This window comes from Acinetobacter sp. ANC 4910 (assembly GCF_004331035.1).
In the GTDB taxonomy this organism is placed as follows: domain Bacteria; phylum Pseudomonadota; class Gammaproteobacteria; order Pseudomonadales; family Moraxellaceae; genus Acinetobacter.
Genome location: NZ_SJNT01000002.1, coordinates 200479 through 225749, shown reverse-complemented (window position 1 = coordinate 225749; position 25271 = coordinate 200479). Strand labels below are relative to the sequence as shown.

Below are 25271 nucleotides of genomic sequence, written 5' to 3'. Positions count from 1 at the left end.
TCATTTTAGGTTAGGCATCTGGGGGTTTGATGTCTATAATCTAGTTCGGATTAAAAAGAGGAAACACTATGTCGCTGGCAAGTCAGTTAAACGACAAGCAACTTGAAGCCATGAAATATACTCAAGGGCCCTTGTTAGTACTTGCAGGGGCTGGTTCGGGTAAAACCTCAGTCATTACCCGTAAAATTGCTTATTTGGTGAAACATTGCGGTATTCCGGCTTATCGCATTACTGCGATGACTTTTACCAACAAAGCTGCACGCGAAATGAAAGAGCGTGTGACAAAGTTGTTGTCACGTGAAGAAGCAAAAGGGCTATCGGTTTCGACCTTTCATACCTTCGGTCTAAACATGTTACGTTTAGAGCTGAAACACACGCCATTAAAAAATAATTTTTCTATTTTAGATGCAGATGACTGTAAGCGTATTTTGATGGACTTGATGCACCGTGACAATTTATCTGGTGCTGAAAGTAAAGAGCTGATTGCCAAAGCCATGAAGATGATTTCAGACTGGAAAAATGATTTGATTCCACCTGAACAGGCGCACATTACCTGTGAAACTGCTGAAGATGTTCAGTTTGCACACTTGTATCAACTGTATGAGCGTAATTTACGGGCGTATAATGCAGTGGATTTTGATGATCTGATTGTGATGCCAACGCGCTTGTTGCAAGAAAATCAAGAAGTACGAGACCGTTGGCAAAATCGCATTCGCTATTTGTTGGTCGATGAATATCAAGATACCAATACAGCACAGTATATTTTGGTGAAACTCTTGGTCGGTGTGATGGGACAGTTTACAGCTGTAGGTGATGATGACCAATCGATCTACGCATGGCGTGGTGCCAAACCAGAAAATATGGCTTTGCTGAATGAAGATTTTCGCAATTTAAAAGTGATTAAACTGGAACAGAACTATCGTTCGACCAGCCGTATTTTAAAAGCGGCGAATACTGTAATTGGTAACAATCCGCATATTTTTGATAAAAAACTTTGGTCAGATAAAGGTCATGGCGAAGTGATTCGTGTCATCACTTGTCGTAATGATGATGATGAAGCAGAACGGGTCGTTAAAGATCTGATCACACATAAGTTGATGAATGGAAAAAATTGGAAAGATTATGCCATTTTATATCGGGGTAACTTCCAAGCACGTATTTTAGAGACACAACTGCGTCAAATGCAGATTCCATATAAGTTATCTGGCGGTCAGTCCTTCTTCGCCCGTGCAGAAATCAAAGACATTATGAGTTATCTGCGTCTGATTATTAATCCTGAAGATGACAGTGCTTTTTTACGTATTATTAATACGCCAAAACGTGCCATTGGCCCTGTTACTTTAGAAAAGCTCGGTTTATTTGCACAAGAAAATCATTTGTCTTTATTGGCAGCGGCAGGTGACCAACGCTTGACCATGGCAATTCCGAAAAAGGCCACCACGCAGTTGGCTGAATTTGCCGAATTCATTGCTAATTTTACGCGTGAATTGCTAGAAGATGATGAACCAGTACCGATTATTCGCCAAATGATGTTTGAAGCAGGTTATATCGACTATATCAAAGAATCTGCGGCTACACCTGCACAGGAAAAAACCAAGCTCGACAATATTGAAGTGCTATATAGCAGTATTCAGAGTTTGATTAACCGTGCAGAAGATGTCGATGAGCGCAATATTGAGAGTGTAATTCGCAAAATGGTGTTGCTGGATATGTTGGAGCAACAACAGGAAGAAGAGGACACCGATAAGGTCAATTTGTTGACACTGCATGCTTCAAAAGGCTTGGAATTTCCATTCGTGTATTTGATTGGTCTAGAAGAAGAGCTACTGCCACATAAAAACTCGATTGCGGCTGAAACAGTCGAAGAAGAACGCCGTTTGATGTACGTAGGAATTACTCGAGCACGTCAAGGTTTAACCATTACCTTGGCCGAGCAACGTAAAGCGGGTGGGCAAATGCGTCAAATGACTCCAAGCCGCTTTTTAGATGAATTGCCACAAGATGAATTGGAGTGGTTGGGACGCAAGAAAAAGCTCGCGGGCAATGTTGATCCGAAGCAGCAAGCACAACACTACCTCGAAAATTTACGCGCTTTAATTAAGCGTTGATTGTGATATTAATTTTGAAACAGTAGGAAACAATATGAAGGTTCAAGTTAAAGTTCTAGATGCACGTTTAGGACAAGAATGGCCTATGCCAACTTATGCGACGCAGGGTTCAGCAGGTCTGGATTTACGTGCATGTGTGACTGAACCCACTGTGATTGAACCGGGTCAAACGGTACTGGTTAAAACAGGTTTAGCTATTTATATCGAAGATACGGGTTTTGCAGGTTTAATTTTGCCTCGCTCAGGCTTAGGGCATAAACACGGTATTGTTTTAGGTAACCTTGTGGGTTTGATTGACTCAGACTACCAAGGCGAGCTTATGGTATCAGTATGGAACCGTGGTCAAAATGCATTTACCTTGGAACCAGGTGAACGTTTAGCACAATATGTACTTGTTCCTGTGGTACAAGCAGAATTTGAACAAGTGGATGAATTTGTGGCGACTGAGCGTGGTGCGGGTGGCTTTGGGCATACAGGTAAAAACTGATGTTGATATGAAAGAGCCTTTGGGCTCTTTCATTCTGAAATATAAAAGATTTTATTTAATTTCACTTTATAAGTTGTCAACAACACTTAAATAGTATTAACAGTTCAATTCTATTCAGATATAAACTAGAAATATTTTAAAACGTTTACGTTGTATGAATAAGACGAATTTTTAAAGTATTGGTTGGGTTCAGAAGTTACAAATATATGAATATTCAACAACCTATATTTCCATGGCAGGTCTTTCGCGCCTATGATATTCGTGGAAAAGTAACGTTATTAACACCCGAATTGGTTGAAGCGATAGCCCATGGTCTGGCCTGCCAGTACCAACAAGCCGCTCAGACCAAAGTGGTGATTGGCTATGATGCTCGACTGAGTAGCCCAGCTTATGCCCAAATAATACAAAAAATATTTGAAAAGAAAGGGTTTCATGTTGTGAATGTGGGTTGTTGCTCTAGCCCAATGCTGTATTACTCTGCGCGTCAATTTGCAGGCAACGGTATTATGGTGACTGCAAGTCATAATCCGAAAAGTGACAATGGCATCAAGTGGATTATGCAAGGTGAACCGCCGTGCCCTGAAATGATCCAACAAGTGGGTTATGTCGCGAGTTTACAGTTTTCTCCTCAACGTAAAGTCCCTTTAAGCAATGTTCAGCATCAATTTGATGTGGACTACTGTTTGCGGTATCAGCAAGCCATCTTAGACGATATTCAACTGAAACGTTCTTTCCATGTGGTGATTGATGGTTTACATGGTTCGGCAGGGCGCTGTGCCGTTTTGGTTTTACAAAAGTTAGGTTGTCAGGTAACAGCACTGCGTTGTGAATCCAATGGAGAATTCCCCGATCATGCGCCAGACCCGTCGCAAGCGAGACATTTAACGACATTAACCGAAACAGTTCGAGAGCAACACGCAGATATTGGCATAGCGCTAGATGGGGATGGCGACCGACTGGTATTGGTCGATGAACATGGCAGTATTATTGGTGCAGATCGCTTATTGTCTTTATTTGCCGAAATGTGCCTTGCTACGCATCCTCAGCATGAAGTGGTATTTGATGTGAAATGCTCGACCATGGTACGTAATACGGTGCATGAATTGGGTGGGCAAGCCAAAATGATTCGTACAGGCAGTAGCTTCTTAAAGACATATCTCATGCAATCATGTGGAAAGGCGGTGTTTGGTGGGGAATATGCTGGACACTACGTATTTAATGATGGTCGTGGTTTTGGTTATGATGATGGCTTATATGCCGCATTACGTGTACTTGAATTTTTAAGTCAATCTCCAGATTTCACGCTTTCACAAGCACTAGCCAAATATCCTGAGCGTTGTAGTACCGAAGATACCTATATCAGTACTTATAGTGCTGACCCTAAATTATTATTGGCCGATATCGAAGTCCAGAGCCATCACATCGCTGCTCAATTGAGTAAAATTGATGGTGTACGGCTTGATTTTGAAGATGGTTTTGGCATTATTCGAGCATCTAATACTGGCGAATATTTTACTGTTCGTTTTGATGCCGATAATCCTGCTCGTTTAAATGATATTCGGCAATCATTTGTTTCCATGTTAAGTGATCGATATCCTAAAATCGCACACGACATTTTAAATGCTCATTGAGGAGAGAGGCGAATGCCACATCAGCAGACTGGCATCGACAAAGCACAAATTTTGACTGAAGCTTTGCCGTATATTCAACGTTTTTCGGGTAAAACGCTGGTCGTAAAATATGGCGGCAATGCAATGACCGACCCAGAGCTAGAAAGCTCTTTTGCACGTGATATTGTGTTGTTAAAAACCGTAGGTTTAAACCCGATTGTTGTGCATGGTGGTGGCCCTCAAGTTGACTCTTTCCTAAAACAATTGGGTCGTGAGTCTGACCGTATTGATGGTATGCGTGTAACTGACCCTGCTACCATGGAAGTGGTAGAAATGGTGTTGGGCGGCAGTGTGAATAAATCTATTGTGAACCTAATTAACCAACATGGCGGCCGTGCCATTGGTTTAACAGGTAAAGATGGCAATTTAATTCGCGCACGTAAATTGTTGATGCAGAAAAACCAAGAAGATGGTTCGGTAAAAGAAATCGATTTAGGTTTAGTGGGGGAAGTCGTTGGTGTGAAAACTGATGTACTGGAAATGTTTACCCAAAGCGATTTTATTCCAGTCATTGCCCCATTGGGTGTCGATGATCAAGGTAATACCTACAATATCAATGCTGACCTTGTAGCAGGTAAAGTGGCTGAAGCACTGGGTGCAGAAAAGCTGATTTTACTCACCAATATCACAGGGGTATTGGATGAAAATAAAAACTTACTCACGGGCTTAACCACGCAGGAAGTCGATCGTCTGATTGAAACAGGCGTGATTTACGGAGGCATGATTCCAAAAGTGGGTTGCGCCTTAGATGCTGTAAAAGGTGGTGTAGTGAGTGCACATATTGTGGATGGTCGTGTTCCACATGCAACCTTGTTGGAAATCTTTACCGATCATGGTGTGGGCACATTGATTACCAATCGCGTCAAACACTAATCCATTCGGTTTATCTCGTGTTTAAAGCCAGTCCTTAAGGGCTGGTTTTTTTATTGTGCAGATTATTTAACAGCCGTCATTTTTTGGTCATTGTATTGTCATCTGCATTGCCTAGTGTATGAAAAAAGCCAGAAGAGCGCATAACAATGTTTGAAAAGCTGAATCTATATCGTCAAAACTTTACCTCTCCATTACAAAAAAAAGCTGAAAAACAAACTCATCAATACCGCTTTGAATGGGTGGAAGATTTAAAACAATTACATGAAGTCCAGAAATTCCGCGCAGCACAATTTTCCCAACAATTCGGAATTACATTCGATCAAGACATCGATCAGGATTTGTATGATTTTGGCTGTGAACATGCAATATTGCGTGATAAATACAGCAATGAAATTGTGGCCTATACACGTTTAAAACTCTTACAAGGACAAGATTTAGCACAGAGCTATAGCGCGCAAGAATTTAAAATTCTTGATGAGCTTGGACATTTATCCAATATTGTAGAAATTGGACGAACTTGTGTGCATCATCGCTATCGTTCTAGTCGCGCCTTATCCATTTTATGGCTCAATCTCGTTCCTAAAGTCCTTTGGGAAATGCGGGCGAAATATTTGATTGGCTGTGTCAGTATTCGCCTACAAGGCAATCAGGCGCGTGCGTATTATACGCATCAATATTTAAAACAACTCAGCCCAACGCAGACTTGTGCAATTCAACCGCAAGTGGCATATGAGCCGACACATCCTGAATACAGTTTTGCACAAGATGAAAAAATTCCCAAATTGTTTGATGTGTATCTAAAAATGAATGCCAAGCTATCACAGCAGGCATTTTATGATCGTGAATTTAATTGTCTGGATTATTTTGTTCTGCTTGAAGTGAATAAAATGGCGAAGAGTTTTGTCATGAAAAAACAGATTCAGCGTTAAGCATTAAAATTACTGAACCTAGCACAGATTAAGATTTACAAGCCTTACCGTCGTCATGCACAATAAACCCATAATCTATTAAAGTGTTTATAGTTGCTTATGTGCCAGTTGCTCGGAATGAATTGTGCGACCCCAACGGATATTACGTTTTCTTTCCGTGGTTTTTCACAGCGTGCGGGCATTACTTCAGATCATTGTGATGGCTTTGGTATTGCTTTTTTTGAAGACAAAGCTTGCCGTTTATTTGTGGATAATCAGTCTGCGGTTGAATCGCCAATTGCGGAATTGGTACGGAATTATCCGATTAAATCACGCAATGTGATTGCACATATTCGTAAAGCGACTCAAGGCAAAATTAACTTAGAAAATTCACATCCGTTCATGCGTGAGCTATGGGGGCGTCAATGGATTTTTGCCCATAATGGTGACTTGCTTGATTTTGATCCACCATTAACTGGACACTTTACTCCGATTGGCAATACGGACAGTGAACGCGCATTTTGTTTTCTACTAGATCAATTGGTCGCTAAATTTGGTTATGTCGAACCATCTTTAACCCAAGTGTTTGAGTTACTCTTAGAAATTGCTCCAAAAATTGCAGAACACGGTACTTTTAACTTTTGCTTATCCAATGGTCAGGCATTATTTAGTTACGCCATTACCAAATTGCATTGGTTGGTACGTGAATACCCATTTAAGCCAGCACAGTTAATTGACCTCGATGTCGAAGTCGATTTTAGTCAAGTGACCACTCCTGAAGATCGTGTTGCCGTCATTACGACTGAACCGTTGACGCAGAATGAAGTTTGGCAGGCATTTCAACCAGGCGAAATGATTTTATTTCAATATGGACAACCCGTTCAGCGTGCATTTACTCAGGTAGAGCGCTTAGTGCGTGAACAAGCCAATCCGACTTTAAAACGAATTACCCGCGCTGATCAGTATTAATCAGCGCGCGAGAATTGCATTCGTGTTGATGTTTTATTGTTAAAATTAACATTTTCATAATTAAAGAAAAAATAATGTTTACGGTTAAAAAATATCTTATTCTTTTAATCGGGTATAAAGCAATTAATATATATTTATCATCATCTTAGTCTGTTTATAACGCTAAAAGCTTGAATCCAGAGTAATTTACTTGTTTTTTATTTAAATTTAATACCGTTACTATCTTTTTCCAGTAATGAATAATGAATGTTAAATGGGGGCGTATGAAGATGAAATGGGTTCCAGAGTATAATACTGGTATCGACGTGATTGACGATCAGCATAAGCGAATCCTTGATTATATTAATGAAATTGATGACATTGCTCTTCACACAGACCGTGATCGCATTAAACAGATTCTCGATAATATTATTGATTACACCCAATCTCATTTTACTTTTGAAGAATCCTTGCAAGAGGAAGCGGGCTACAAATACCGTGTGCCGCATAAACGTGTGCATGACTTATTTATTAAAAAAATTGAGTCGTATCGTGACCGTTTTGAAATGGGACATTCTATTGAGGCTGAATTACATGAAGTCTTAGCGAAATGGTTAATTAACCATATCCAACACGATGATGCCGATTATGTTGGTGCTGTTAAAGAAAACATGATGGGAATTATTAAAGAAAAAGAAAAGAAAAAGGGCAAGAATTGGTTTGCTCGCTTCTTCTCTTAAGTACAGTAGGGCCTAGAATTCAGCAAGGACATGCTGTGCAAAAGAATTAAAAAGTTAAAAAAAGAAATAAAAGCATTGGCGCAGCAAGCCATCGAATGCGGTGGTTTGCTTTTCTTTTTGATTTTCACGCATGAGAAAGGCAAAATAGCGATAGATTTTTATTAGGAATGCATCATGCAGGACAATGCTATGTCACGATGGTTATCGCCGCTGATGGCTTTTTGTTTGTCATTTATCATTATTGCCACTGTGGCACCTATAGTGGGAATACAAACAGAGCGTCAACTCGATTTCTGGTTGCTTTGGTTAGGCACTATGTTGGTTTTGGCTTTGCCAATTTGCTATTTAGAAATTGCTTTAGCAAAACGTTCGAAAACTACAGCATTAAATGCACTGTCTAATTTAACACGTGATGCGGATGCATCTCCAAGATGGCGTCTAGTTGGCTGGATGGCGGTGGTGTTTATTCCATTTCTAGCGGGTGCGATGTTATTTAGCGTAAGCCAATATAGTACACAGTGGTTCATTCAAGGATTTGCACCACAATACGTTTTTGTGGGTACAGCTGTTGCAGCGGTAATTCTCTCATTGGCTCCGCGTTTAGTTCTTGCTGTGATTACGGCATTGGGCGTCATTGCAGCGCTGATTTTTTCACAAGTGAGTGGAGTGGCTTTACCTGCTTGGCAAATGACCGCACTTGAATTTGGAGAATGGGGCAGTGCGACTGTATTGGCATTGGTTGCGAGTGGTTTAGGCTTAGGGCTGTATTGGCAGACCAGTTTAGTCCAAGCTAAACAAGATACTGCTGCAAGTAAAACCGTATTGCCGATTTGGATTGCCCAGTTGCTTGCCGTGTTGGCATTTGCCTATTTTGCTGTAGCAGCACAATTACCTGTGATTGCTTTATTGGTCGCCACTGTTGCAGGAGCGGCATTACTGCTACAACTGGCACGTGAACAACTGGCACAACGTCAGATGATTATGGTTGTACAATGGGCGATCATTGTAGCGGCAGTTTTGGTGTGGGCAATTCCAGAAATCACTCCAGTTTTTCATATGGTCTTGCTACTCTGGGGCTTAGTGATTTGTTTGATTTATGCGGTCTTTGCGGGTTGGATCATGAAAATCAGCCATTTACGCAAAGCCATGAATTTTAGTAACGAGCTGTTTTACAATGTTTGGCGTATTGCGGTGCGTATTGTACTCCCACTGTCGATCATTCTTGCAATTGTGTCGGTATTAGGGCAATTGATCTGATGACGGAGCAAGCCAAAGTGTGGGTGGCCTATGCGACCTCGGAACAACAATTTCATCTGGAAGTTCCCTTTCAATCGGGTATGACGGCATTAGATGCAATTGAGCAAAGTGGAATTCGAGAGCAAATTGAACTACCCGAAATTTTGCAGTTGGGGATTTTTGGTGTACGTCTGCAAGAACCTACACAATTGCTGCAAACAGGTGATCGGGTTGAAATTTATCGAGCGTTGACCATCAATCCAAAGGATATTCGACGTAACCGTGCAGCCAATAACCCTGTGGGACGCTATGCCAAAGGCAATCGCTTTAAACAATTGAAATGATATGAAAAACCCCTCAATGAGGGGTTTCTTTTTATTTTAAAGCGTCTATAGTGGTGGCGCAGTTAAAATCGCTTCTTTCGATCCAGGTAAACCAGGTTGTGATTCTGGAATCGTTTCTAGACCCTCAATTTTGTTCACAATACCGTTTTGATCGAAGTAAATTTTCAAATGCTGACCATGCGCTGCTGGGATCTTGGCTTTTTTAGCATAAGTTCCTGGGATATAATTGTAGACGTAGTCCCATCGTAATGGATTCAATGGATCTGTAATCGTTGGACTACCGAGTAAGAAACGCACTTGTTGGTGACTCATGCCGACTTGGATTTTTGAGGCTTGGGCTTGTGTTAATGGTGTTCCTTGAGGAATATCTACTTTATAAACGCCCAAGGTCGAACAGCCCGCGAGCAGTGAAGTGACGAATAACGTCAACATGATTTTTTGCATTTTGCTACACTATCCCAAATTAATTTTGATGCATTTGATCCACGGATAGATCATACTGCATCTTAACTTTGTTGCATATTCCAACTTTAAATTTGTTGAGAGAGACCTTTTTACATGCCTATTTCAAACCAAGACTTACGCAAAGCTGGACTTAAAGTTACACTTCCACGAATTAAAATATTAGAATTATTAGAAAATTCAAAACAACATCATTTAAGCGCGGAAGATATCTATAAGACTTTACTCGAACAGGGTGAAGATGTCGGTTTAGCAACTGTTTATCGCGTGTTAACGCAATTCGAAGCTGCTGGTATTATTCAGCGTCACCATTTTGAAAATAATCATTCAGTTTTTGAAATTATGCAAGATGATCACCACGATCACCTTGTATGCCAAAACTGTAATAAAGTTATTGAATTTACTAACGAAGTTATTGAGCACGAACAACATACAGTGGCTGAAAAGCATAAGTTTACCTTAACAGGTCATTCATTAAATCTGTATGGCTACTGTGATGAACAAGAATGTCAGGATGCATTACGTAAAAAGTAATGTAACTTAATGACTGAGTGAACATAAAAAGGCTTCTTAATGAAGCCTTTTTTATTGTTTGATGGAGCAAATTTTAAATGGGCAGAAGGTTACGCATAGGCAATTAAGACACAATTTGAATACGGCTAGAACCAGAACCTATTGGCTGTACCTGAATTTGAACAGGAATGCGCTCATGCATTTCTTGAATATGAGAAATGAGAACCACTTTGCGTCCTTGGTTTTGTAATTGGTCAAATGCATTCATCACCATGTGTAAAGATGATGCATCTAAAGTGCCAAAACCCTCATCAATAAATAGCGATTCAATTTTCATGGAACCTGCTGCCATATTGGCAATTGCCAAGGATAAAGCCAATGCGGTCAGAAAGGATTCTCCCCCTGAAAGTGAAGCGACAGAACGGGTTTCACCATCCATATCATGGTCAATAATGGCGAGACTGAGCGAGTTATCCAAGCGTTTTAGGGTATAGCGCTGTGACAACAGCGCCAATTGTTGGTTGGCATACTCGATTAAAATATCGAGGTGATATTGCTGTGCCAAATCGCGGAATTTTTTTCCTGTTGCATCACCCATCAAGCCTGAAATTTTAGCCCAACGATGTTCCTGTTGCTGAATTTGTTGTATTTGGGCTGCGAATTGTTGCTGTTTGGCTAAATTTTGCTGATGTAATTCCAGTGACAATTTGAGTTGATCACGGTGTTCTGTCAGTTGTTGTAATTGAGCTGTATTTTGCTCAAGTAACTGCAACAATTGATCGTGATTGGTTTTGGATTGATATTGCTGATGTTCATGTAATTGGCTTTGCAGTGTTTTCAATGCATAGGCCGCTTCGCTCAATTGACGATCTGCCTGTTGCAGGGATAAACGCAGTTGTTGTTCCTGAGTTGAGGAAATCGCAAGCAGCGTTTTTAAGCGTGGCTCGGAAAATTCACTATGCTGCGTTAACCACGTTGAAATTTCTGTTTGAGCTTGCTCCAGTGCATGGAGCTGTTGCTGCTGTTGTGCTTTCAATTGTTCTAGCGCATTTTTGTGTTGTTCGAAGTTTTGACGCGCCTGTTCAAAACTGAGTTTGAGTTGTTGGTATTGTTGTTGTAGCTGTTGACGTTGTTGATCATGCTGCTGAAGCCATTCATTGGCTTTAAGCTCGGTTGAGCCAGTCATCTTGATAATGAGTTGCTGTGCTGCTTCAGAATTGTGCTTGCCTTTGGCTTCAACCTCTTTCAGTTGTTGCACGAACTCGATGTGCTGAACAGTCAAACTGCCGAGATTTACTTTGAGAATATTCAGTTGTTGTTCAGTTTGTTCTTTTTGCTTATTTAAGCGATCACGCTGTTCAATTTGCTGCGTACGTTGTTGTAAATACTGCATTGTTTGTTGTGCCGTAGACAGAGGATGCTCGACCCACGCAGCTTGTTCATGTGGCGCTAGACAATCAATAATCTGCTGAATTTGCTGTTGCCATTGCTGTACAGACGCCAGTTGATGGGTGTTGTATTGAATGTTTTGTGTCAGTTGCAACTGATCTTTATGTGCTTGATTGAGCCGTTGCAAATCAAGTTCTGCCTGCTGTTTAAGCTGCGTACTTTCTGCAAGGCAATGTTGTAGTGTGGCTAAAATTTCCTGTTGAGGATGAGTTAAATCTAGAACTAGCTCGGATAGTGCGAGATGTTGTTGTAACTCATTTTTTTGTCGATCAGATTTTTCATTGAGCTGTTGTATCGAATGCTGCAGTTGGATGTGCTCAGTGCCAATTTGAGTCAGTTGTTGTTGAGCCGTTTGCCACAGGCGCAGACATAATTGTTCCTGTTGAATCGCTTGTTGTTCTTGCTGTTCTTGCAGTTCATACAATGCTTTCGAGACTAGATTTTCATCATCACGATAAGGGTGCTCTGTACTGCCACAGACAAGGCAGGCTTCGCCTTGTTTTAATGCGGCACGTAAATGTTCAATATTTTCGGTATGTAACAAGCGCTGTTGTTGTAAGAAACTTTGTAATTTTTCTCGTTCCTCTTTTGCAGATTGAAATTCGATTTCTGCTTGTTTGGTGCTTTGCTGGAGTTGTTGCTGCTGTTGTTCAATGCTGTGTAATTTGTCTTTCAGACTCTGGATTTCATTGGTTAAGGCAAAGAAATACTCCAGTTTTTGCTGAACTGAATCCAGTTGGTTGAGTCGAGTGAGTTGTTGCTCTTTGTTTTTCTGTTGTTTTTCTCGTTGCGTTTCAATTTGAGCCATCGCTCCAAATTCTGCGACTAATTTTTGTAGCAGAATTTTGTCTTGATCAAGCTGTTGCTGTGCTTGCGTAATATTGCCTAAAGTTTTTTCAACTTTTTGATAGTGTTGAATAAATTGCTTGAGTTGCTGAAGATGAGCATTTAAACCTTGATCTAAAGTTGCAAACTGATCGCTATTTTGCAGTTGATTTGCACAGAATTGCTGTTGTGTGATCAAGTGTTGTAATTGTTGTTCAAATTGCTGTTGCTGTTCGTGTAAAGGCTGCTGTTGTATATCCAGTTGTTGCAAACGACTTTTGGTCTTTTTATATTCATCGGCAATATAGTCTCGTTCTTGTACATATTTACGGACATCACCCAGTTCTTGCTGATGTTGCCGTTCGAAATCTTGTAACTGATGCAATGCAGTTTCAGCTTGGTTAAACTGATTTTTCTCTTGTTCAAATTGAGTGACTAGGGCAGTAAAGTGCTGTTGTTGTTGCTGAATTTGTGGTTCAAGCTGTTGCAGGCTGTTTAGAATTTGTTGTTGCTGAAATACGACGGGACGTATCGCAGAAAAAGTTTCGAGATGGCTCAGTTGTTGGCGATCTTGCGCTAAAGCTGTATGTGCTTGCAGTTGGGTTTCATGCTGCTGCTGTTTAAGCACAATATCTTGTTCCAATTTATATAGTTGTGTAAACCATTGCTGTTGTTGAAGATACTGTGATTTTTCCTGCTCGAGTGTTTGATAATTCTGTTGTGCAGTTTCATATTGAGTGCGTAGTGCTGTAATTTCTTCTTCGGAGCGAATTTCAATATGACCTAAGACATTTTCCAGTTCTTTACGCTGCGTCGCAATCGATTTGGTTTTTTCATAAGCCAACTGTCCAATTTTACCGAAAATACTGGAATTGGTCAGATATTCCAATAATTCGCCCCGTTCATTGTCACGGGCTTTTAAAAAAGCAGTCACTTCAGACTGTGCCAATAACACAGCACGGGTAAATTGCTCAAAACTGAGTTGGGTAATCTGTTGAATATGGGTTTCTACCGCTTTATTTTTATCGGCAACCACCACATCGTCAGTTAAGCATTTTAAATAGCGTTGTACATTTTGTAGTTTGCCCGAAGCACTTTCACGTGCACGTTTGACTTCCCAACGTGCCAAATAACATTTTTGGTCTTGTGCGATAAAACATAATTCGGCAAAACCGTGCCCTGTGCCACGACGCAAAACCGTGAGTGGCGAATTGGTCAGTAATTCTGAGCCATCGCTATCCAGCAATTTACCATCACTGTCTTTGAGGCGTGGAATTTTATTGAATAGCGCTAAACACATGGCATCTAAAATAGTAGATTTCCCCGCACCCGTTTTACCTACAATGGCAATTAAACCTGCACTGGCCAGTGGTTCAGCATCAAAATCAATCAGATGTTCACCCGCGAGAGATGCCAGATTTTTAATTCGAATAGATAAAATTTTCATGGCAACCCTTTAACCGTTCTGTTCATCTTCTAAAGTTTTTTCTGCTTCGTGCACCAAACTCATAAAGTCATTTAGGACATCATCATCGGCAGCATAACCTTGTTTCTGCCATACATTTTGGAAAAGTTGTGCTGGGGTCGGCGGTTCAAGCTGTATGCTTTGCACATTCGAGGCATCTTGTTCTGAAGATAAATATTGGCGTGAAATTCGGACTAAACGATAGCGACTTTCAGGCAATGCCTGTTCAAATTGCTGACGTAAATTGGGAGGAGGCGGTGTCAAGCTATGATATTCAATGTCGACATATTCACGTTGATCAATATCCTCAATTTCACCTGTCGCTAAATTGCTAAGTTGTTGCAATACATCATGCATTTCGCCGCGAATGCGATGGAGAGCAATACTGCGCGGAATAGGCAATACTTCAAGCTGTAAGCATTCTGAGGGAGCGAGTTGCGGATCGATGGTAATTTCTAAGACTTGGTGTTTGTAATTGACTTCACTAAAAGACAGGGGAATAGGCGAGCCACTATAACGAATATGGTCTTGTCCAACTTTTTGTGGTTTGTGTAAATGACCTAATGCCACATAGTCAATCACGTCATCAAACAGTGCTGTTGAAAGTGCTTCTTCATTACCAATAATAATCGGGCGTTCTGAGTCCGAGGTTTCTGCACCTTGCATATGGGCATGCGACATCAGGATTAAGGCTTGATCGTTCGTTTTACGTTGTTTAGCTTCGGCAATGAGCTGTTGGTGTAAATGGGTGATGGCAGTTTTGCTGTCACTGGTCTGTTCATTGATTCCTGTAATTTCGGCAGGACGTAAAAATGGCAGGCTTAAGCACCAAGCCACAATCTGCTGTTGTTCATCATAAATTGGAATGAGTAAACGATTTAAATCGAGCTGTCCTTCGGTATTTTTATGAATGACCCCAACGGCTTTGGCATTGTATTTAGACAGCAGTGGCTCCACTTGTTCAATACGATAACCTGAGTCATGGTTCCCTGCAATCATGAGGGTTTGCATGTGCGGAGCCACCGAATGTACATCTGCCAAAAATTGATAAAGTTGTTTTTGTGCACTGGATGCGGGGTTAATCACATCAAAAATGTCCCCCGCAATGAGTAGGGCATGTGGCTGTTTTAATTTAATTTGACTGACTAACCACGTTAAAAACTGTTCGTGTTCATACTGACGGGAGTGGTTATAAAAAAATTGTCCCAAGTGCCAGTCAGAAGTATGAAAAAAGCGAACAGTCATGTGATCTCAAAGCGTGAAAATACCGTGTATAACTTAGCATATTTTACATGCCCAGAGATGCTGTAGATGATTAAGGCGACGGTTTTAGTCGCAAGAAAATCATCCTTTAAGCCGCGTTTGAATCGAGTTGTACCAAGCCAAAAGTGTTGTGATCTGGGTCGATGAAATAACCTTGCCAGCATTTATTTGGAATAGCGAATTTGGGCATGGCTTCTTGTTCACCCAGCGCCAAGATTTTTTCAGCCGTTGCATCAAAATCTTCGACTTGAATGGAACACGTAAACGCATTGGTACCACAATGTGTCGGTGGCGTTTCCACGGGACGCTTTAATAAACCGCCATGTAGATTCGCTGTATCAATTTGATAATATTCGATGGGTAGACCTTCAACCTTGGTAAATGTCCAACCAAAGATCGCTTGGTAAAATTGAAGATCACGTTCAGGGTTTGAAGATTGAATTTCAAAGTAGACCAAAGGCTGCATGACCTTCATTCCTATTTTTATAGTTCTGAAAAATAAAGACCGACGATTCGAGTGATGATGAAATCGTCGGTCAAAAAACGGTGGATACACCAAACTTTTAAGCTGCTGTTTTAAAAGTTTAACGTTCACGCCAAGCTTATTGCTTTTGGTAGAAGGTCGCCGAAAATATTGTGGATGCCGGTACAAATTGACGGTTTCGAACCTTGTACTCTTAATAACGTGGGCAAGTTTGAATTGGTTGACAAGAAAATTAAAAAAGTTTGAATTTTTTTTTATAATAGCGTTTTGCCCTTGTTGAGCTGTACTCATGATACCACTGCGCCGCTATTTTATTTGGTTTTTTGTACTGTGCGTTTTGTTCACATGTATTTGCGGTGTGTTGGCAGCATTAATGCCAAGAGGAATGGGGAGTATACTTACCGTAGTGCCCTATTTAGTGGCAATGATCTGGGTATTATTCAAGTTCCTGAAACAGCAAAAGCGTGCTCCAACCCAAGCTGAACGTAAACAGTTGACTCTGGGTTTTAGCCTGATTTTCTGGGGTTATAACTTATTGGGTTTACTGGGCGGAATTTATTTCTTCTCTCGTAGTAATCCAACGATTTGGCAAGACTTGTTGTTGTATTTGCAACAACCACAATTTATGGCAGTGGTATTGATTATGTTCTTACTGATAGCCATGCCATTATATCTTTTAACCTATTGGTTTTATGGCGCTCAAGCGCAACGTATGGCAAACAAAATGTTGGGTTAATGCACATAAACTTGTATTTGTTGCCTTTCTCATTTATAGATAAATCATCTAACCAAGAGATTGTTTTATGTACAAGCCTGTGGTGTTGATTACGGGAGCGTCTGGGTTTATTGGTTCTTATTTAGTGACCTATTTATTAGAACGAGATTTTCAGGTTATTGGTATTTCAAGGAAACCACAAGCTCAAAGGCATCCTGATTTAAGTTGGGTTCAGCACTTTAATGAGCTGCAACATCAAGCTATTGATTATGTTATTAATTTGGCTGGCGAAAGTATTGCCCAGGGTCGATGGACCGAACAGCGTAAGCAGAAGCTGATCCAAAGTCGCGTTAAAATGACAGAAGACTTGTACCGCTATTTACAGCAGCGGCAAATTTTCCCGAAATGTATTTTGTCTGGTTCTGCGGTAGGCTATTACGGTATTGATGCTTTGGCGCAATGGCAGCAAGTTTGTACAGAAGAATCACCAGCTCAAAACATTTTTATGTCGCGACTTTGCCAACAGTGGGAACAGGCGGCGTTGGCAGATCCTCAGCAAAATACCAAGATTATGCGTTTAGGTGTTGTGTTTGGACGTGGCGGTGGCATATTGCCGCAGATGTTGTTTCCAATTAAATGGAATCTGGTCGGACGTATTGGGCATGGGCGGCAGCCTGTGGTTTGGGTACACATCCAAGATGTACTCCGTGCAGTAGAATTTATTCTGACCCATGAGACCGAACAGAAAGTCTTCAATGTGGTGGCGCCAGAAAAGGTGACACAGAATCAATTTGTGAATATTACAGCACTCAGTTTAAACCGACATCCGTTGCTACATATGCCAGCTTGGGTTTTTAAAAGCCTATTGGGGGAGCAATCACAATTGATTTTAAATGGTCAATTTGTGCAACCTAAAGCCCTTCAACAAGCAGGGTTTGAGTTCAAGTTTCCGACTTTAAAAGCAGCATTAAATGATTTGCTTTGATGTGGAGCAGTATTTTTTAACTGGTCATTATTTCTGGTTTAAGTAATTGTTCGGGGCTATAAGTAGCCGCATTTACATATGTTGGCTGCTTCAGCATAAGCTGACGTAGCAGTTGTGCCGATGCAGGCCCCATACATAAACCATTTCTAAAATGTCCCAGATTGACCCAAACATTATGCAGATGTGGCAATTGGCCAATATAAGGAATACCTTCGGGCGAACTTGGACGTAAGCCAGCCCACTGCTGTACCACAGGGAACTGGGCAAGTTCAGGCACCATTTCATAAGCGGCCGTTAAAATATTCTGTTGAATTTGATCTGAGGTTTCAGCATTAAACCCACACTCTTGCATGCTTGAGCCACACACAATATGCCCATCCATGCGAGGAATGAGATACATGACTCGATTCATACACATGGTTGGTAACCAGTGGGCAGGGGCTTTAATCAGCGCCATTTGACCTTGTACAGGACGAACTGGAAGTTCTAAGCCAAGTTGCTCTGACCATAAACCAGACCAAGCACCCGTTGTTAGCACAAATTGATCGGCATAAACTTTTTGTCCTGTTTCAGTTTCTACACATTGAATTTTGTCTTGTTGAATCTGAAACTTGTGAATCGGTGTTTGATCGAAAAATTGAACTTTCGGATGCTGTTCTAAATAATAACGCAGAGATTGTAAGAGTCGTGGATTACGGACATTGGCAATTTCTGGAAAGTAAATCGCATGTTGAAACTGTTCGGAAAGATGCGGATTGATGAGTTCTAATTGTTCACGCTGCAAGTATTCGCAGTGCTGCATCGGTTCTTGAAACTGGGCTTTGTAATTTAAACCGACTTCAAAATCGGCTTCATCCAAAATTAACATACCTGTTTCATGAATCTGAAAATCAATCCCTGTGACGGGTTGTAATTTTTCATTCCATGTTTGGTACAGGGCTTTACCATGTTGCGCCAAGTGATTGACCGCACGAGGATAACGCCAAGGATACATTGGAGAAAGAATACCGCCACCCGCCCATGAGGCTTGCCCTGCATAGGTTTGGTTATAAATATTGACCTGACAACCTTGTTCGGCCAATTCTAAAGCTGATAATAGACCACTAATGCCAGCACCAATAATGACGATATTCATAAAAATTTGAGATCAATTAGTTCATGGCTTTGAGTTTAAGCGCCGCTTCTTCCGCAAAGTAGGTCCAAATCCCATCTGCACCCGCACGACGACAGCTCATTAAAGATTCAATAATGACTTGATCGGATAACCAACCATTTTGAATGGCACCCGCTAACATGGCGTATTCACCGCTGACTTGATAAACAAAAGTTGGGATACCAAAGGTATCTTTGACTTCACGTACAATATCTAAGTACGGCATTCCTGGTTTAACAATCACCATGTCTGCACCTTCCTGAATATCCAGTGCAATTTCATGTAAGGCTTCGGCACGGTTGCCGACATCCATTTGGTAATTGTATTTATTGCCACCTTTTAGGTTGCTGGCAGACCCAACCGCGTCGCGGAAGGGGCCATAGAAGCTCGATGCATATTTTGCCGAATACGCCATGATATTGGTATAGATATGTCCATTGGCTTCTAAGGCATGGCGAATTGCACCAATACGACCATCCATCATGTCACTCGGTGCAACGACATCTGCACCTGCTTCTGCATGACTTAAAGCTTGTTTAATGAGGCATTCAACGGTTTCGTCGTTCAGAACATAACCTGTGTCATCAATAATGCCATCTTGTCCGTGGGTGGTATAAGGATCGAGTGCACCATCGGTAATGAGCACCATTTCAGGCAGTTCTTTTTTGAGTAAGCGAACGGTATTTTGCACCAAACCATCGTCACGCCATGCTGCTTCAGCCGTTAAACTTTTATCTTCTTGTGGCGTAACAGGGAACAGTGCCAATTTAGACACACCCAGTTCTAATAAGGTTTCCGCTTTTTTTAATAATAGATCAGCAGAAAGGCGCTGAATCTTCGGCATGCTTGGAATATCTTGGGTTTGGTTTTGACCTGGCAGTACAAATACAGGATAAATCAAGTGATCAGTCGTGAGTTGAGTTTCCCGAACCATGGCGCGTAATTGGTCATTCTTTCGAATACGACGCATACGGGTGGCAGGAAATGCTGGACGATTGAACGTATAAGTCATAACAATCTCACTGATCAGTATTAAACTAGGCAGTATTGTAGACCCATCACATAGCTTTAGGGGCAAAATGCGGTCGTTTTTTCAAAATTTTAGGTGTTTGAGTAATTTATGAGCGATATGGAAAAGAAATGGACGGGAGGGATCCACTTGGGTTCGAAAGTTGATATTGATGTGGTCTTACAGCAATTGTGTCATGCTTTTAATAGTTCGCCATTTTTCTCCCATAATGGCATGACGATGCGCGTGGTCGATCAGCAGATTGAAGGCTATATTGAAATGCAGCCGTACATGATTGGAAATGTCGCTTTTCAAATTCTACATGGTGGTGTTGCCGCGACAATTCTAGACAGCGTTGGGGGAATCGTGGCAATGGGTGAGCTGTATAAACGCGCTGAACCTGAGCAATTGCCTGACACCATTAAGAAAGTGACGCGACTAGCAACAGTCGATATGCGTGTTGATTATTTAGCCCCTGGACGTGGAAAGTGCTTTATTGCTCGTGCAGAAACCTTACGCTTAGGCCGTAAAGGCTGCACCATGCGTATGACTTTGGTAAACGATGAAGATAAAGCAATTGCGACTGCGATTGCGTCATATGCATTCTAAAGTAGTTGAAAAGTAAATTATTTTGTTTGAACGTTTCTCTCAAGATGAGTTTTAAGCTGCCAAGATAAGGGCAGCTTAAGTCAATTAATAAACCGATCAGTCTAAAAAATAATTTCTCATATCATGAGTTTTTTATTTAAAATTCCCGGCTAAACTCATATTAAAGAAATGACTTTCTCATCGACACAAATCAGCAATTTTAAAATAGTAAAAAAATGGCTTGAATTGTGGATTTTGTGGTGACCAAGTCTGTCTGGCTGAAGGGTAAAACGATGACAGAAGCTTCAACAACTCCACCACCATCAAATGCTGCGAATAAGCAGGCAAAGCGTAAAAAATCCTTTGCTATATTTGGAGCAATACTGGTAATTATTGCTGTGGTTTATGCAATTTGGGCATTATTTTTAAACCATTTTGTCAGTACGGACAATGCCTATGTCGGTGCAGAAACAGCTTCAATTACCTCAATGGTCAATGGGCAAGTACAGCAGGTCTTGGTTAAAGATACGCAAGCCGTTAAACAAGGTGATGTACTGGTTAAAATTGATGATCGTGATGCAAAAATTGCAGTTGCCGCAGCACAGGCAGAACTAACCAAAGCCAAACGTCAGTACAAGCAAACCCGTGCCAACAGTAGTGCATTGAATTCACAAGTCTTTGTGAGTGATGATGGTATTCACAGTGCTGAGGCTCAGGTGCAAAAAGCACAGGTGGATTTAGGCAAGGCAGAAAAAGAATTACTGCGCCGTCAACAACTGAGTGCTTCAGGTGCTATTTCTAAAGAAGAATTAAGTACAGCTCAAATTGCGGTGGAAAATGCCCAAGCGAGTTTGGCGGTTTCACAAGCCTCTTTGGCTCAAGCAAAATCGAATCAAAAAGCGGCACAAAGTACTTTGGCGGCTAATGATGCTTTGATTCAGGACAGCAATGAGAACTCAACGCCTGATGTGTTGATTGCTGAAACCAAATTAAAACAAGCGCTTCTGGATTTAGAGCGGACTCAAATTAAAGCACCACTGGATGGGGTAGTGACTCGCCGGAATATTCAAGTTGGTCAACGTGTTGCACCAGGCGCCGTGATGATGATGGTGGTGCCTGTGTCACAACTCTATGTCGATGCCAATTTCAAAGAAAGTCAGTTGGAAAAAGTACGTGCAGGGCAACAAGTCAGCTTGGTTTCCGACCTGTATGGGGATGCTGTTGAGTTTCATGGTACGGTTCAGGGATTCTCTGGGGGAACTGGTGCGGCTTTTGCACTTATTCCAGCGCAAAATGCGACGGGTAACTGGATTAAGGTCGTGCAGCGTTTACCTGTCCGAATTGCCCTCGATCCACAAGAATTGGTGAAACATCCGTTACGTGTTGGACTTTCAATGGAAGCCAAAATCGATTTGCGTTCGAAGTAATTTCTTATGAACCAGTATCGTCCTTTTGGTGATTTACAAGGCGGTCGCTTAATGCTGGCTGCTTTTGTATTGGCGTTGGCGAACTTTATGGTGGTGCTTGACATGACCATTGCCAATGTCTCGGTTCCGCATATTACTGGGAGTTTGGCTGTTTCAAGCTCGCAGGGCACTTGGGTAATTACCTCTTACGCGGTTGCAGAAGCAATCTGTGTGCCATTGACTGGTTGGCTGGCGGGGCGTTTCGGAACAGTACGATTATTTGTGATTAGCCTAATTGGCTTCACCACCTTTTCGGTATTGTGTGGATTATCCACCAGTTTAGAAATGCTGGTGTTTTGCCGTATTGGTCAGGGGTTGTTTGGTGGTCCAATTATGCCACTCAGTCAAACCTTGCTCATGCGTATTTTCCCACCCGAAAAACAATCGCAAGCGATGGGTATGTGGGCCATGACCACAGTTGTCGGTCCAATTTTAGGTCCAATTCTGGGTGGTTCGATTAGTGATAATTGGTCGTGGCATTGGATTTTCTTTATCAATATTCCTGTCGGTATTATCTGTGCCTTAGCGGCAATACGTTTATTAAAGCCTGCGGAAACAGATAAATTCCGGTTGCCGATTGATGCGATAGGTTTAGGTTTATTGGTGCTCTGGATTGGAGCTTTACAGCTCATGCTGGATTTGGGGCATGAAAATGACTGGTTCAACAGTACCTTTATTTGCTTTCTTGCTGTCATAACAGTTATTGGTTTAATTGCATTTATCATTTGGGAACTGACCGAATTACATCCGATTGTGAATATTGCAATTTTCCGTTATCGCGGTTTCAGCATTTCAGTGTTGTCCTTGGCATTTGCTTTTGGTGGCTTTTTTGCCAGCATTGTCTTAATTCCACAATGGGTACAGATGAATTTGGGCTACACTGCAACATGGGCAGGTTATCTCACCGCTACGATGGGTTTTGGTAGTCTAGCTATGTCGCCGATTGTGGCAAAACTGGCAAATAAACATGATCCTCGTGCTTTAGCCAGTTTTGGCCTGATGCTGATGGGGGTTGTAACCTTGATGCGTGCCTTTTGGGTGACGGATGCCGACTTTATGGCTTTGGCAATGCCTCAGATATTACAAGGCTTTGCTGTACCATTCTTCTTTATTCCATTGTCGAATATTGCTCTGGGTTCGGTCTTGCCGCAAGAAATGGCTTCGGCTGCGGGCTTAATGAACTTTTTAAGAACCATGGCAGGTGCCATAGGGGCTTCCATCGCCGTAACCATTTGGGATGACCATGCCAAAGTGGCGCGGACTGAAATGGTGTCGAGTTTGCATACCAGCGAAGTCCAAAATACTTTAGTGCAAAATGGTATGAGTAATGAAACGGCTTTGGGCGTGATTTCCAACTTGGTCGACAAAGAAGCCATGACCATGTCGGTCGATCATGTTTTCTTTATCTTAACCTTAGTATTTATTGTGGCAAGTCTATTGATTTGGCTTGCACCCAAACCGAAAACTAAAGTGACAGGGCCAAGCCATTAAACTTTAGCCTGAGCACCGCAATGGAATATTTGCGGTGCTCAAAAATCTAAATTTCAGATTTTGCTCGTTTTAATGCTGTACGCCATTGCTGTAAATGTTGCTGACGCTGATCTTCAGACATTTTAGGTTCAAACATCCGATCCAATTGCCAAGATGCGGCGACTTCAGACGCATTCGAAAATACGCCCATCTTTAGTCCAGCCATTGCAGCGGCGCCCCATGCCGTAGATTCCAGCATTTTCGGACGCAATACTGGTACGTTCAGCATGTCAGCTTGGAATTGCATGAGCATATCATTTTGACTGGCACCACCATCAACTCTTAACTCTTTTAAGGGTTGCGTGATATCTGCTTGCATGGCATTCAAAACATCAGAAACCTGAAAAGCAATCGACTCTAATGCAGCTCGGGCGATATGTGCCTTTGAGGTTCCTCGTGACATACCACAGAGCAATGCACGCGCATTACTGTCCCAATGTGGCGCGCCTAATCCTGTGAATGCAGGAACCAACACGACGCCATCAGAATCTTGAACTTGGCTTGCCAGTTTTTCGACTTCAGAGCTATGTTGAATAATACCCAGCCCATCTCTAAGCCATTGCACAATGGCCCCCGCCATAAATACACTACCTTCAAGCGCAAAGGTATTTTGTTGGTGACATTGCCAAGCCAGTGTGGTGAGCAATTGATTTTGGCTATATTGAATTTGGTCACCCGTATTAAACAGCATAAAACAGCCCGTACCATAGGTATTTTTAGCTGTGCCTGCTTCAAAACAAGATTGTCCGAATAGGGCAGACTGTTGATCCCCTAAAATTCCTGCAATTGGAATTTCTGCACCCAATAACCCTGAGGCGGTATTGGCAATGTAACGATCTGACGAAATGATGGTTGGAAGTACAGAAGCAGGGATGTTGAATAATTCTAATAATTCCTCATCCCATTGTTGGTTCGCCAAATTCATGAGCATGGTACGCGAGGCGTTACTGGCTTCAATGACATGTTCAGCGCCACGTGTCAGATTCCAAACCAGCCAACTATCAATGGTGCCAAAAGCAACATGTCCTTGATCTGCCAGAGTTCTTAAGCCTTCGACATTTTCAAGCAACCAAACCAGTTTGCCTGCACTAAAATATGGATCGATTCTTAAGCCTGTTTTTTTGTGAATTGTAGCTAACAAGTTGCGTTTAGTGAGTTGATCACACCATGCAGTTGCACGACGGTCTTGCCAAACAATGGCAGGCGCAAGTGGAATGCCACTGCGCTTGTCCCAGACCACAGTTGTTTCACGTTGGTTGGTTACCCCAATGGCTTTAATATCCTTTGCAAAGAGATGTGCCGAAGCAATTGCTTGTTGTACCACAGCAATTTGAGTGCTCCAGATTTCTTGGGCATCTTGCTCGACCCAACCTGAATGAGGGGTACGAATTTGAGTTTCACGTTGAGCTGTTGCGTAGATTTTTCCTTGTTCATCAAAAATAATGGCTCTACTCGAGGTTGTTCCTTGATCAAGTGCAAGTAAATAGCTCATGTTTTTATTTTTAACTCTTGAAATATGAAAGATTACCGCAATAATGTAATAGAACGCAGTTGCTTCTGTAAATACTGTGAAATTACCTCGTAATTTTCAATATTTATGTTATGATTGCGACATACTTTGGGGGTGTTTCTGGCTTCGACGCTGGTGATGAAACTCATAGATGCATGTCGAGAGCGCATTTTCTCTCGTAAATCAAATTTGCATTTTTTAGTCGCAAACGACGAATCATACGCTCTAGCTGCCTAAGGGCAGCTTGTCCGCCTCTCCGAATACTTGTGGTTAGAGAGTCCGACTGAAGCGCACGCACACAAGTCCGTATAAAACCAAGCCTCGGGGTTTTGTACTAAATTAAGAGGATCGCGATTTGTACCCTGTTCGTCGGGTCACAAAGAGTTAAAACAATAGACGATATCTAAGCATGTAGTATTCTCGAGCGTAGTGCTGGCGGACGCGGGTTCAACTCCCGCCACCTCCACCAAAATTCCTGATTAAAGACGATCGCTAATGATCAAATTTAATCAAAAAAGTGAATAAAAGCCTTGGTTTAGC

22 protein-coding genes and 1 other RNA gene are annotated in these 25271 nt (G+C 41.7%); 16 read left to right on the top strand and 7 right to left on the bottom strand.

Features of this window, described 5'->3' with window-relative positions; translation table 11 throughout:
* Nucleotides 1-68 precede the first annotated feature (68 nt).
* From E0H82_RS02900 to E0H82_RS02860, 9 genes are all read left to right on the top strand, one after another.
* Nucleotides 69-2108, top strand: a complete 2040-nt coding sequence (locus E0H82_RS02900; protein WP_131262912.1) for a UvrD-helicase domain-containing protein — start codon at nt 69-71, stop codon at nt 2106-2108.
* A gap of 34 nt (nt 2109-2142) precedes the next feature.
* Nucleotides 2143-2595, top strand: coding sequence for a dUTP diphosphatase (gene dut / locus E0H82_RS02895; RefSeq protein WP_116762032.1), 453 nt, complete (start codon nt 2143-2145; stop codon nt 2593-2595).
* Nucleotides 2596-2801: 206 nt separating this feature from the next.
* Nucleotides 2802-4226 carry a phosphomannomutase/phosphoglucomutase gene (locus E0H82_RS02890; RefSeq protein ID WP_131262911.1) on the top strand — a complete coding sequence of 475 codons (1425 nt, stop codon included), beginning with the start codon at nt 2802-2804 and terminating at the stop codon, nt 4224-4226.
* A 12-nt stretch (nt 4227-4238) separates the two neighbouring features.
* A complete protein-coding gene (argB, locus tag E0H82_RS02885; RefSeq protein WP_131262910.1) occupies nt 4239-5138 on the top strand; it encodes an acetylglutamate kinase in 900 nt (299 codons plus the stop codon).
* Between the two features lie 146 nt (nt 5139-5284).
* Nucleotides 5285-6067, top strand: a complete 783-nt coding sequence (locus E0H82_RS02880; RefSeq protein WP_131262909.1) for a GNAT family N-acetyltransferase — start codon at nt 5285-5287, stop codon at nt 6065-6067.
* A 99-nt stretch (nt 6068-6166) separates the two neighbouring features.
* Nucleotides 6167-7015: a class II glutamine amidotransferase gene (locus E0H82_RS02875; RefSeq protein WP_131262908.1), complete on the top strand. Its 849-nt coding sequence runs from the start codon at nt 6167-6169 to the stop codon at nt 7013-7015.
* Nucleotides 7016-7278: 263 nt separating this feature from the next.
* Complete coding sequence (locus tag E0H82_RS02870) at nt 7279-7734, top strand: bacteriohemerythrin (protein WP_131262907.1); 456 nt, start codon at nt 7279-7281, stop codon at nt 7732-7734.
* Nucleotides 7735-7908: 174 nt separating this feature from the next.
* Complete coding sequence (locus tag E0H82_RS02865; protein WP_131262906.1) at nt 7909-8991, top strand: hypothetical protein; 1083 nt, start codon at nt 7909-7911, stop codon at nt 8989-8991.
* A complete protein-coding gene (locus tag E0H82_RS02860; RefSeq protein ID WP_131262905.1) occupies nt 8991-9314 on the top strand; it encodes an RnfH family protein in 324 nt (107 codons plus the stop codon). Before E0H82_RS02865 ends, E0H82_RS02860 begins: the two co-directional genes overlap by 1 nt.
* A 45-nt stretch (nt 9315-9359) precedes the next feature.
* On the opposite strand, the gene E0H82_RS02855 is transcribed toward E0H82_RS02860, so the two are convergent.
* Nucleotides 9360-9758 carry an outer membrane protein assembly factor BamE gene (locus tag E0H82_RS02855; RefSeq protein ID WP_116762046.1) on the bottom strand — a complete coding sequence of 133 codons (399 nt, stop codon included), beginning with the start codon at nt 9756-9758 and terminating at the stop codon, nt 9360-9362.
* Nucleotides 9759-9872: 114 nt separating this feature from the next.
* Between E0H82_RS02855 and fur the strand changes: the two genes are divergently transcribed.
* Nucleotides 9873-10310: a ferric iron uptake transcriptional regulator gene (gene fur / locus E0H82_RS02850; protein WP_131262904.1), complete on the top strand. Its 438-nt coding sequence runs from the start codon at nt 9873-9875 to the stop codon at nt 10308-10310.
* A gap of 103 nt (nt 10311-10413) precedes the next feature.
* Here the strand turns inward: fur and E0H82_RS02845 are convergent, their stop codons facing one another.
* The 3 genes from E0H82_RS02845 to E0H82_RS02835 all read right to left on the bottom strand — a co-directional run bounded on the left by E0H82_RS02845 (nt 10414) and on the right by E0H82_RS02835 (nt 15757).
* Nucleotides 10414-14010: an AAA family ATPase gene (locus E0H82_RS02845; protein WP_131262903.1), complete on the bottom strand. Its 3597-nt coding sequence runs from the start codon at nt 14008-14010 to the stop codon at nt 10414-10416.
* Nucleotides 14011-14019: 9 nt separating this feature from the next.
* Entirely contained in the window at nt 14020-15273 is a 1254-nt protein-coding gene (locus tag E0H82_RS02840; protein WP_131262902.1) for an exonuclease SbcCD subunit D, read from the bottom strand.
* A gap of 106 nt (nt 15274-15379) precedes the next feature.
* Complete coding sequence (locus tag E0H82_RS02835; protein WP_131262901.1) at nt 15380-15757, bottom strand: VOC family protein; 378 nt, start codon at nt 15755-15757, stop codon at nt 15380-15382.
* A gap of 307 nt (nt 15758-16064) precedes the next feature.
* On the opposite strand from E0H82_RS02835, the gene E0H82_RS02830 reads away from it, so the two are divergent.
* Complete coding sequence (locus E0H82_RS02830; protein WP_131262900.1) at nt 16065-16511, top strand: ABZJ_00895 family protein; 447 nt, start codon at nt 16065-16067, stop codon at nt 16509-16511.
* Between the two features lie 67 nt (nt 16512-16578).
* The gene (locus E0H82_RS02825) at nt 16579-17475 is read left to right on the top strand and encodes a TIGR01777 family oxidoreductase (RefSeq protein WP_131262899.1); all 897 of its coding nucleotides are present in this window, start codon (nt 16579-16581) and stop codon (nt 17473-17475) included.
* Between the two features lie 16 nt (nt 17476-17491).
* On the opposite strand, the gene E0H82_RS02820 is transcribed toward E0H82_RS02825, so the two are convergent.
* The gene (locus tag E0H82_RS02820) at nt 17492-18610 is read right to left on the bottom strand and encodes an NAD(P)/FAD-dependent oxidoreductase (protein WP_131262898.1); all 1119 of its coding nucleotides are present in this window, start codon (nt 18608-18610) and stop codon (nt 17492-17494) included.
* 16 nt (nt 18611-18626) lie between these two features.
* Nucleotides 18627-19640, bottom strand: a complete 1014-nt coding sequence (gene hemB / locus E0H82_RS02815) for a porphobilinogen synthase (RefSeq protein ID WP_044738220.1) — start codon at nt 19638-19640, stop codon at nt 18627-18629.
* Nucleotides 19641-19748: 108 nt separating this feature from the next.
* Between hemB and E0H82_RS02810 the strand changes: the two genes are divergently transcribed.
* The 3 genes from E0H82_RS02810 (at nt 19749) to E0H82_RS02800 (ending at nt 23182) form a co-directional block, all read left to right on the top strand.
* On the top strand, nt 19749-20246 hold the full coding sequence (locus E0H82_RS02810) for a thioesterase family protein (RefSeq protein WP_131262897.1): 498 nt from the start codon (nt 19749-19751) through the stop codon (nt 20244-20246).
* A 272-nt stretch (nt 20247-20518) separates the two neighbouring features.
* Entirely contained in the window at nt 20519-21652 is a 1134-nt protein-coding gene (locus tag E0H82_RS02805) for an efflux RND transporter periplasmic adaptor subunit (protein ID WP_131262896.1), read from the top strand.
* 6 nt (nt 21653-21658) lie between these two features.
* Complete coding sequence (locus E0H82_RS02800; RefSeq protein WP_131262895.1) at nt 21659-23182, top strand: DHA2 family efflux MFS transporter permease subunit; 1524 nt, start codon at nt 21659-21661, stop codon at nt 23180-23182.
* 46 nt (nt 23183-23228) lie between these two features.
* Here the strand turns inward: E0H82_RS02800 and glpK are convergent, their stop codons facing one another.
* Complete coding sequence (glpK, locus tag E0H82_RS02795) at nt 23229-24713, bottom strand: glycerol kinase GlpK (protein ID WP_131262894.1); 1485 nt, start codon at nt 24711-24713, stop codon at nt 23229-23231.
* A 128-nt stretch (nt 24714-24841) separates the two neighbouring features.
* On the opposite strand from glpK, the gene ssrA reads away from it, so the two are divergent.
* Nucleotides 24842-25200: a transfer-messenger RNA gene (gene ssrA / locus E0H82_RS02790) on the top strand.
* The last annotated feature ends 71 nt before the right edge of the window (nt 25201-25271 follow it).

What these genes read in the sequence shown, in the direction of transcription:
- E0H82_RS02900 (WP_131262912.1), top strand. Translation starts at nt 69, where the DNA reads ATGTCGCTGGCAAGTCAGTTAAACGACAAGCAACTTGAAGCCATGAAA.
- dut (WP_116762032.1), top strand. Translation starts at nt 2,143, where the DNA reads ATGAAGGTTCAAGTTAAAGTTCTAGATGCACGTTTAGGACAAGAATGG.
- E0H82_RS02890 (WP_131262911.1), top strand. Translation starts at nt 2,802, where the DNA reads ATGAATATTCAACAACCTATATTTCCATGGCAGGTCTTTCGCGCCTAT.
- argB (WP_131262910.1), top strand. Translation starts at nt 4,239, where the DNA reads ATGCCACATCAGCAGACTGGCATCGACAAAGCACAAATTTTGACTGAA.
- E0H82_RS02880 (WP_131262909.1), top strand. Translation starts at nt 5,285, where the DNA reads ATGTTTGAAAAGCTGAATCTATATCGTCAAAACTTTACCTCTCCATTA.
- E0H82_RS02875 (WP_131262908.1), top strand. Translation starts at nt 6,167, where the DNA reads ATGTGCCAGTTGCTCGGAATGAATTGTGCGACCCCAACGGATATTACG.
- E0H82_RS02870 (WP_131262907.1), top strand. Translation starts at nt 7,279, where the DNA reads ATGAAGATGAAATGGGTTCCAGAGTATAATACTGGTATCGACGTGATT.
- E0H82_RS02865 (WP_131262906.1), top strand. Translation starts at nt 7,909, where the DNA reads ATGCAGGACAATGCTATGTCACGATGGTTATCGCCGCTGATGGCTTTT.
- E0H82_RS02860 (WP_131262905.1), top strand. Translation starts at nt 8,991, where the DNA reads ATGACGGAGCAAGCCAAAGTGTGGGTGGCCTATGCGACCTCGGAACAA.
- E0H82_RS02855 (WP_116762046.1), bottom strand. Translation starts at nt 9,758, where the DNA reads ATGCAAAAAATCATGTTGACGTTATTCGTCACTTCACTGCTCGCGGGC.
- fur (WP_131262904.1), top strand. Translation starts at nt 9,873, where the DNA reads ATGCCTATTTCAAACCAAGACTTACGCAAAGCTGGACTTAAAGTTACA.
- E0H82_RS02845 (WP_131262903.1), bottom strand. Translation starts at nt 14,010, where the DNA reads ATGAAAATTTTATCTATTCGAATTAAAAATCTGGCATCTCTCGCGGGT.
- E0H82_RS02840 (WP_131262902.1), bottom strand. Translation starts at nt 15,273, where the DNA reads ATGACTGTTCGCTTTTTTCATACTTCTGACTGGCACTTGGGACAATTT.
- E0H82_RS02835 (WP_131262901.1), bottom strand. Translation starts at nt 15,757, where the DNA reads ATGCAGCCTTTGGTCTACTTTGAAATTCAATCTTCAAACCCTGAACGT.
- E0H82_RS02830 (WP_131262900.1), top strand. Translation starts at nt 16,065, where the DNA reads ATGATACCACTGCGCCGCTATTTTATTTGGTTTTTTGTACTGTGCGTT.
- E0H82_RS02825 (WP_131262899.1), top strand. Translation starts at nt 16,579, where the DNA reads ATGTACAAGCCTGTGGTGTTGATTACGGGAGCGTCTGGGTTTATTGGT.
- E0H82_RS02820 (WP_131262898.1), bottom strand. Translation starts at nt 18,610, where the DNA reads ATGAATATCGTCATTATTGGTGCTGGCATTAGTGGTCTATTATCAGCT.
- hemB (WP_044738220.1), bottom strand. Translation starts at nt 19,640, where the DNA reads ATGACTTATACGTTCAATCGTCCAGCATTTCCTGCCACCCGTATGCGT.
- E0H82_RS02810 (WP_131262897.1), top strand. Translation starts at nt 19,749, where the DNA reads ATGAGCGATATGGAAAAGAAATGGACGGGAGGGATCCACTTGGGTTCG.
- E0H82_RS02805 (WP_131262896.1), top strand. Translation starts at nt 20,519, where the DNA reads ATGACAGAAGCTTCAACAACTCCACCACCATCAAATGCTGCGAATAAG.
- E0H82_RS02800 (WP_131262895.1), top strand. Translation starts at nt 21,659, where the DNA reads ATGAACCAGTATCGTCCTTTTGGTGATTTACAAGGCGGTCGCTTAATG.
- glpK (WP_131262894.1), bottom strand. Translation starts at nt 24,713, where the DNA reads ATGAGCTATTTACTTGCACTTGATCAAGGAACAACCTCGAGTAGAGCC.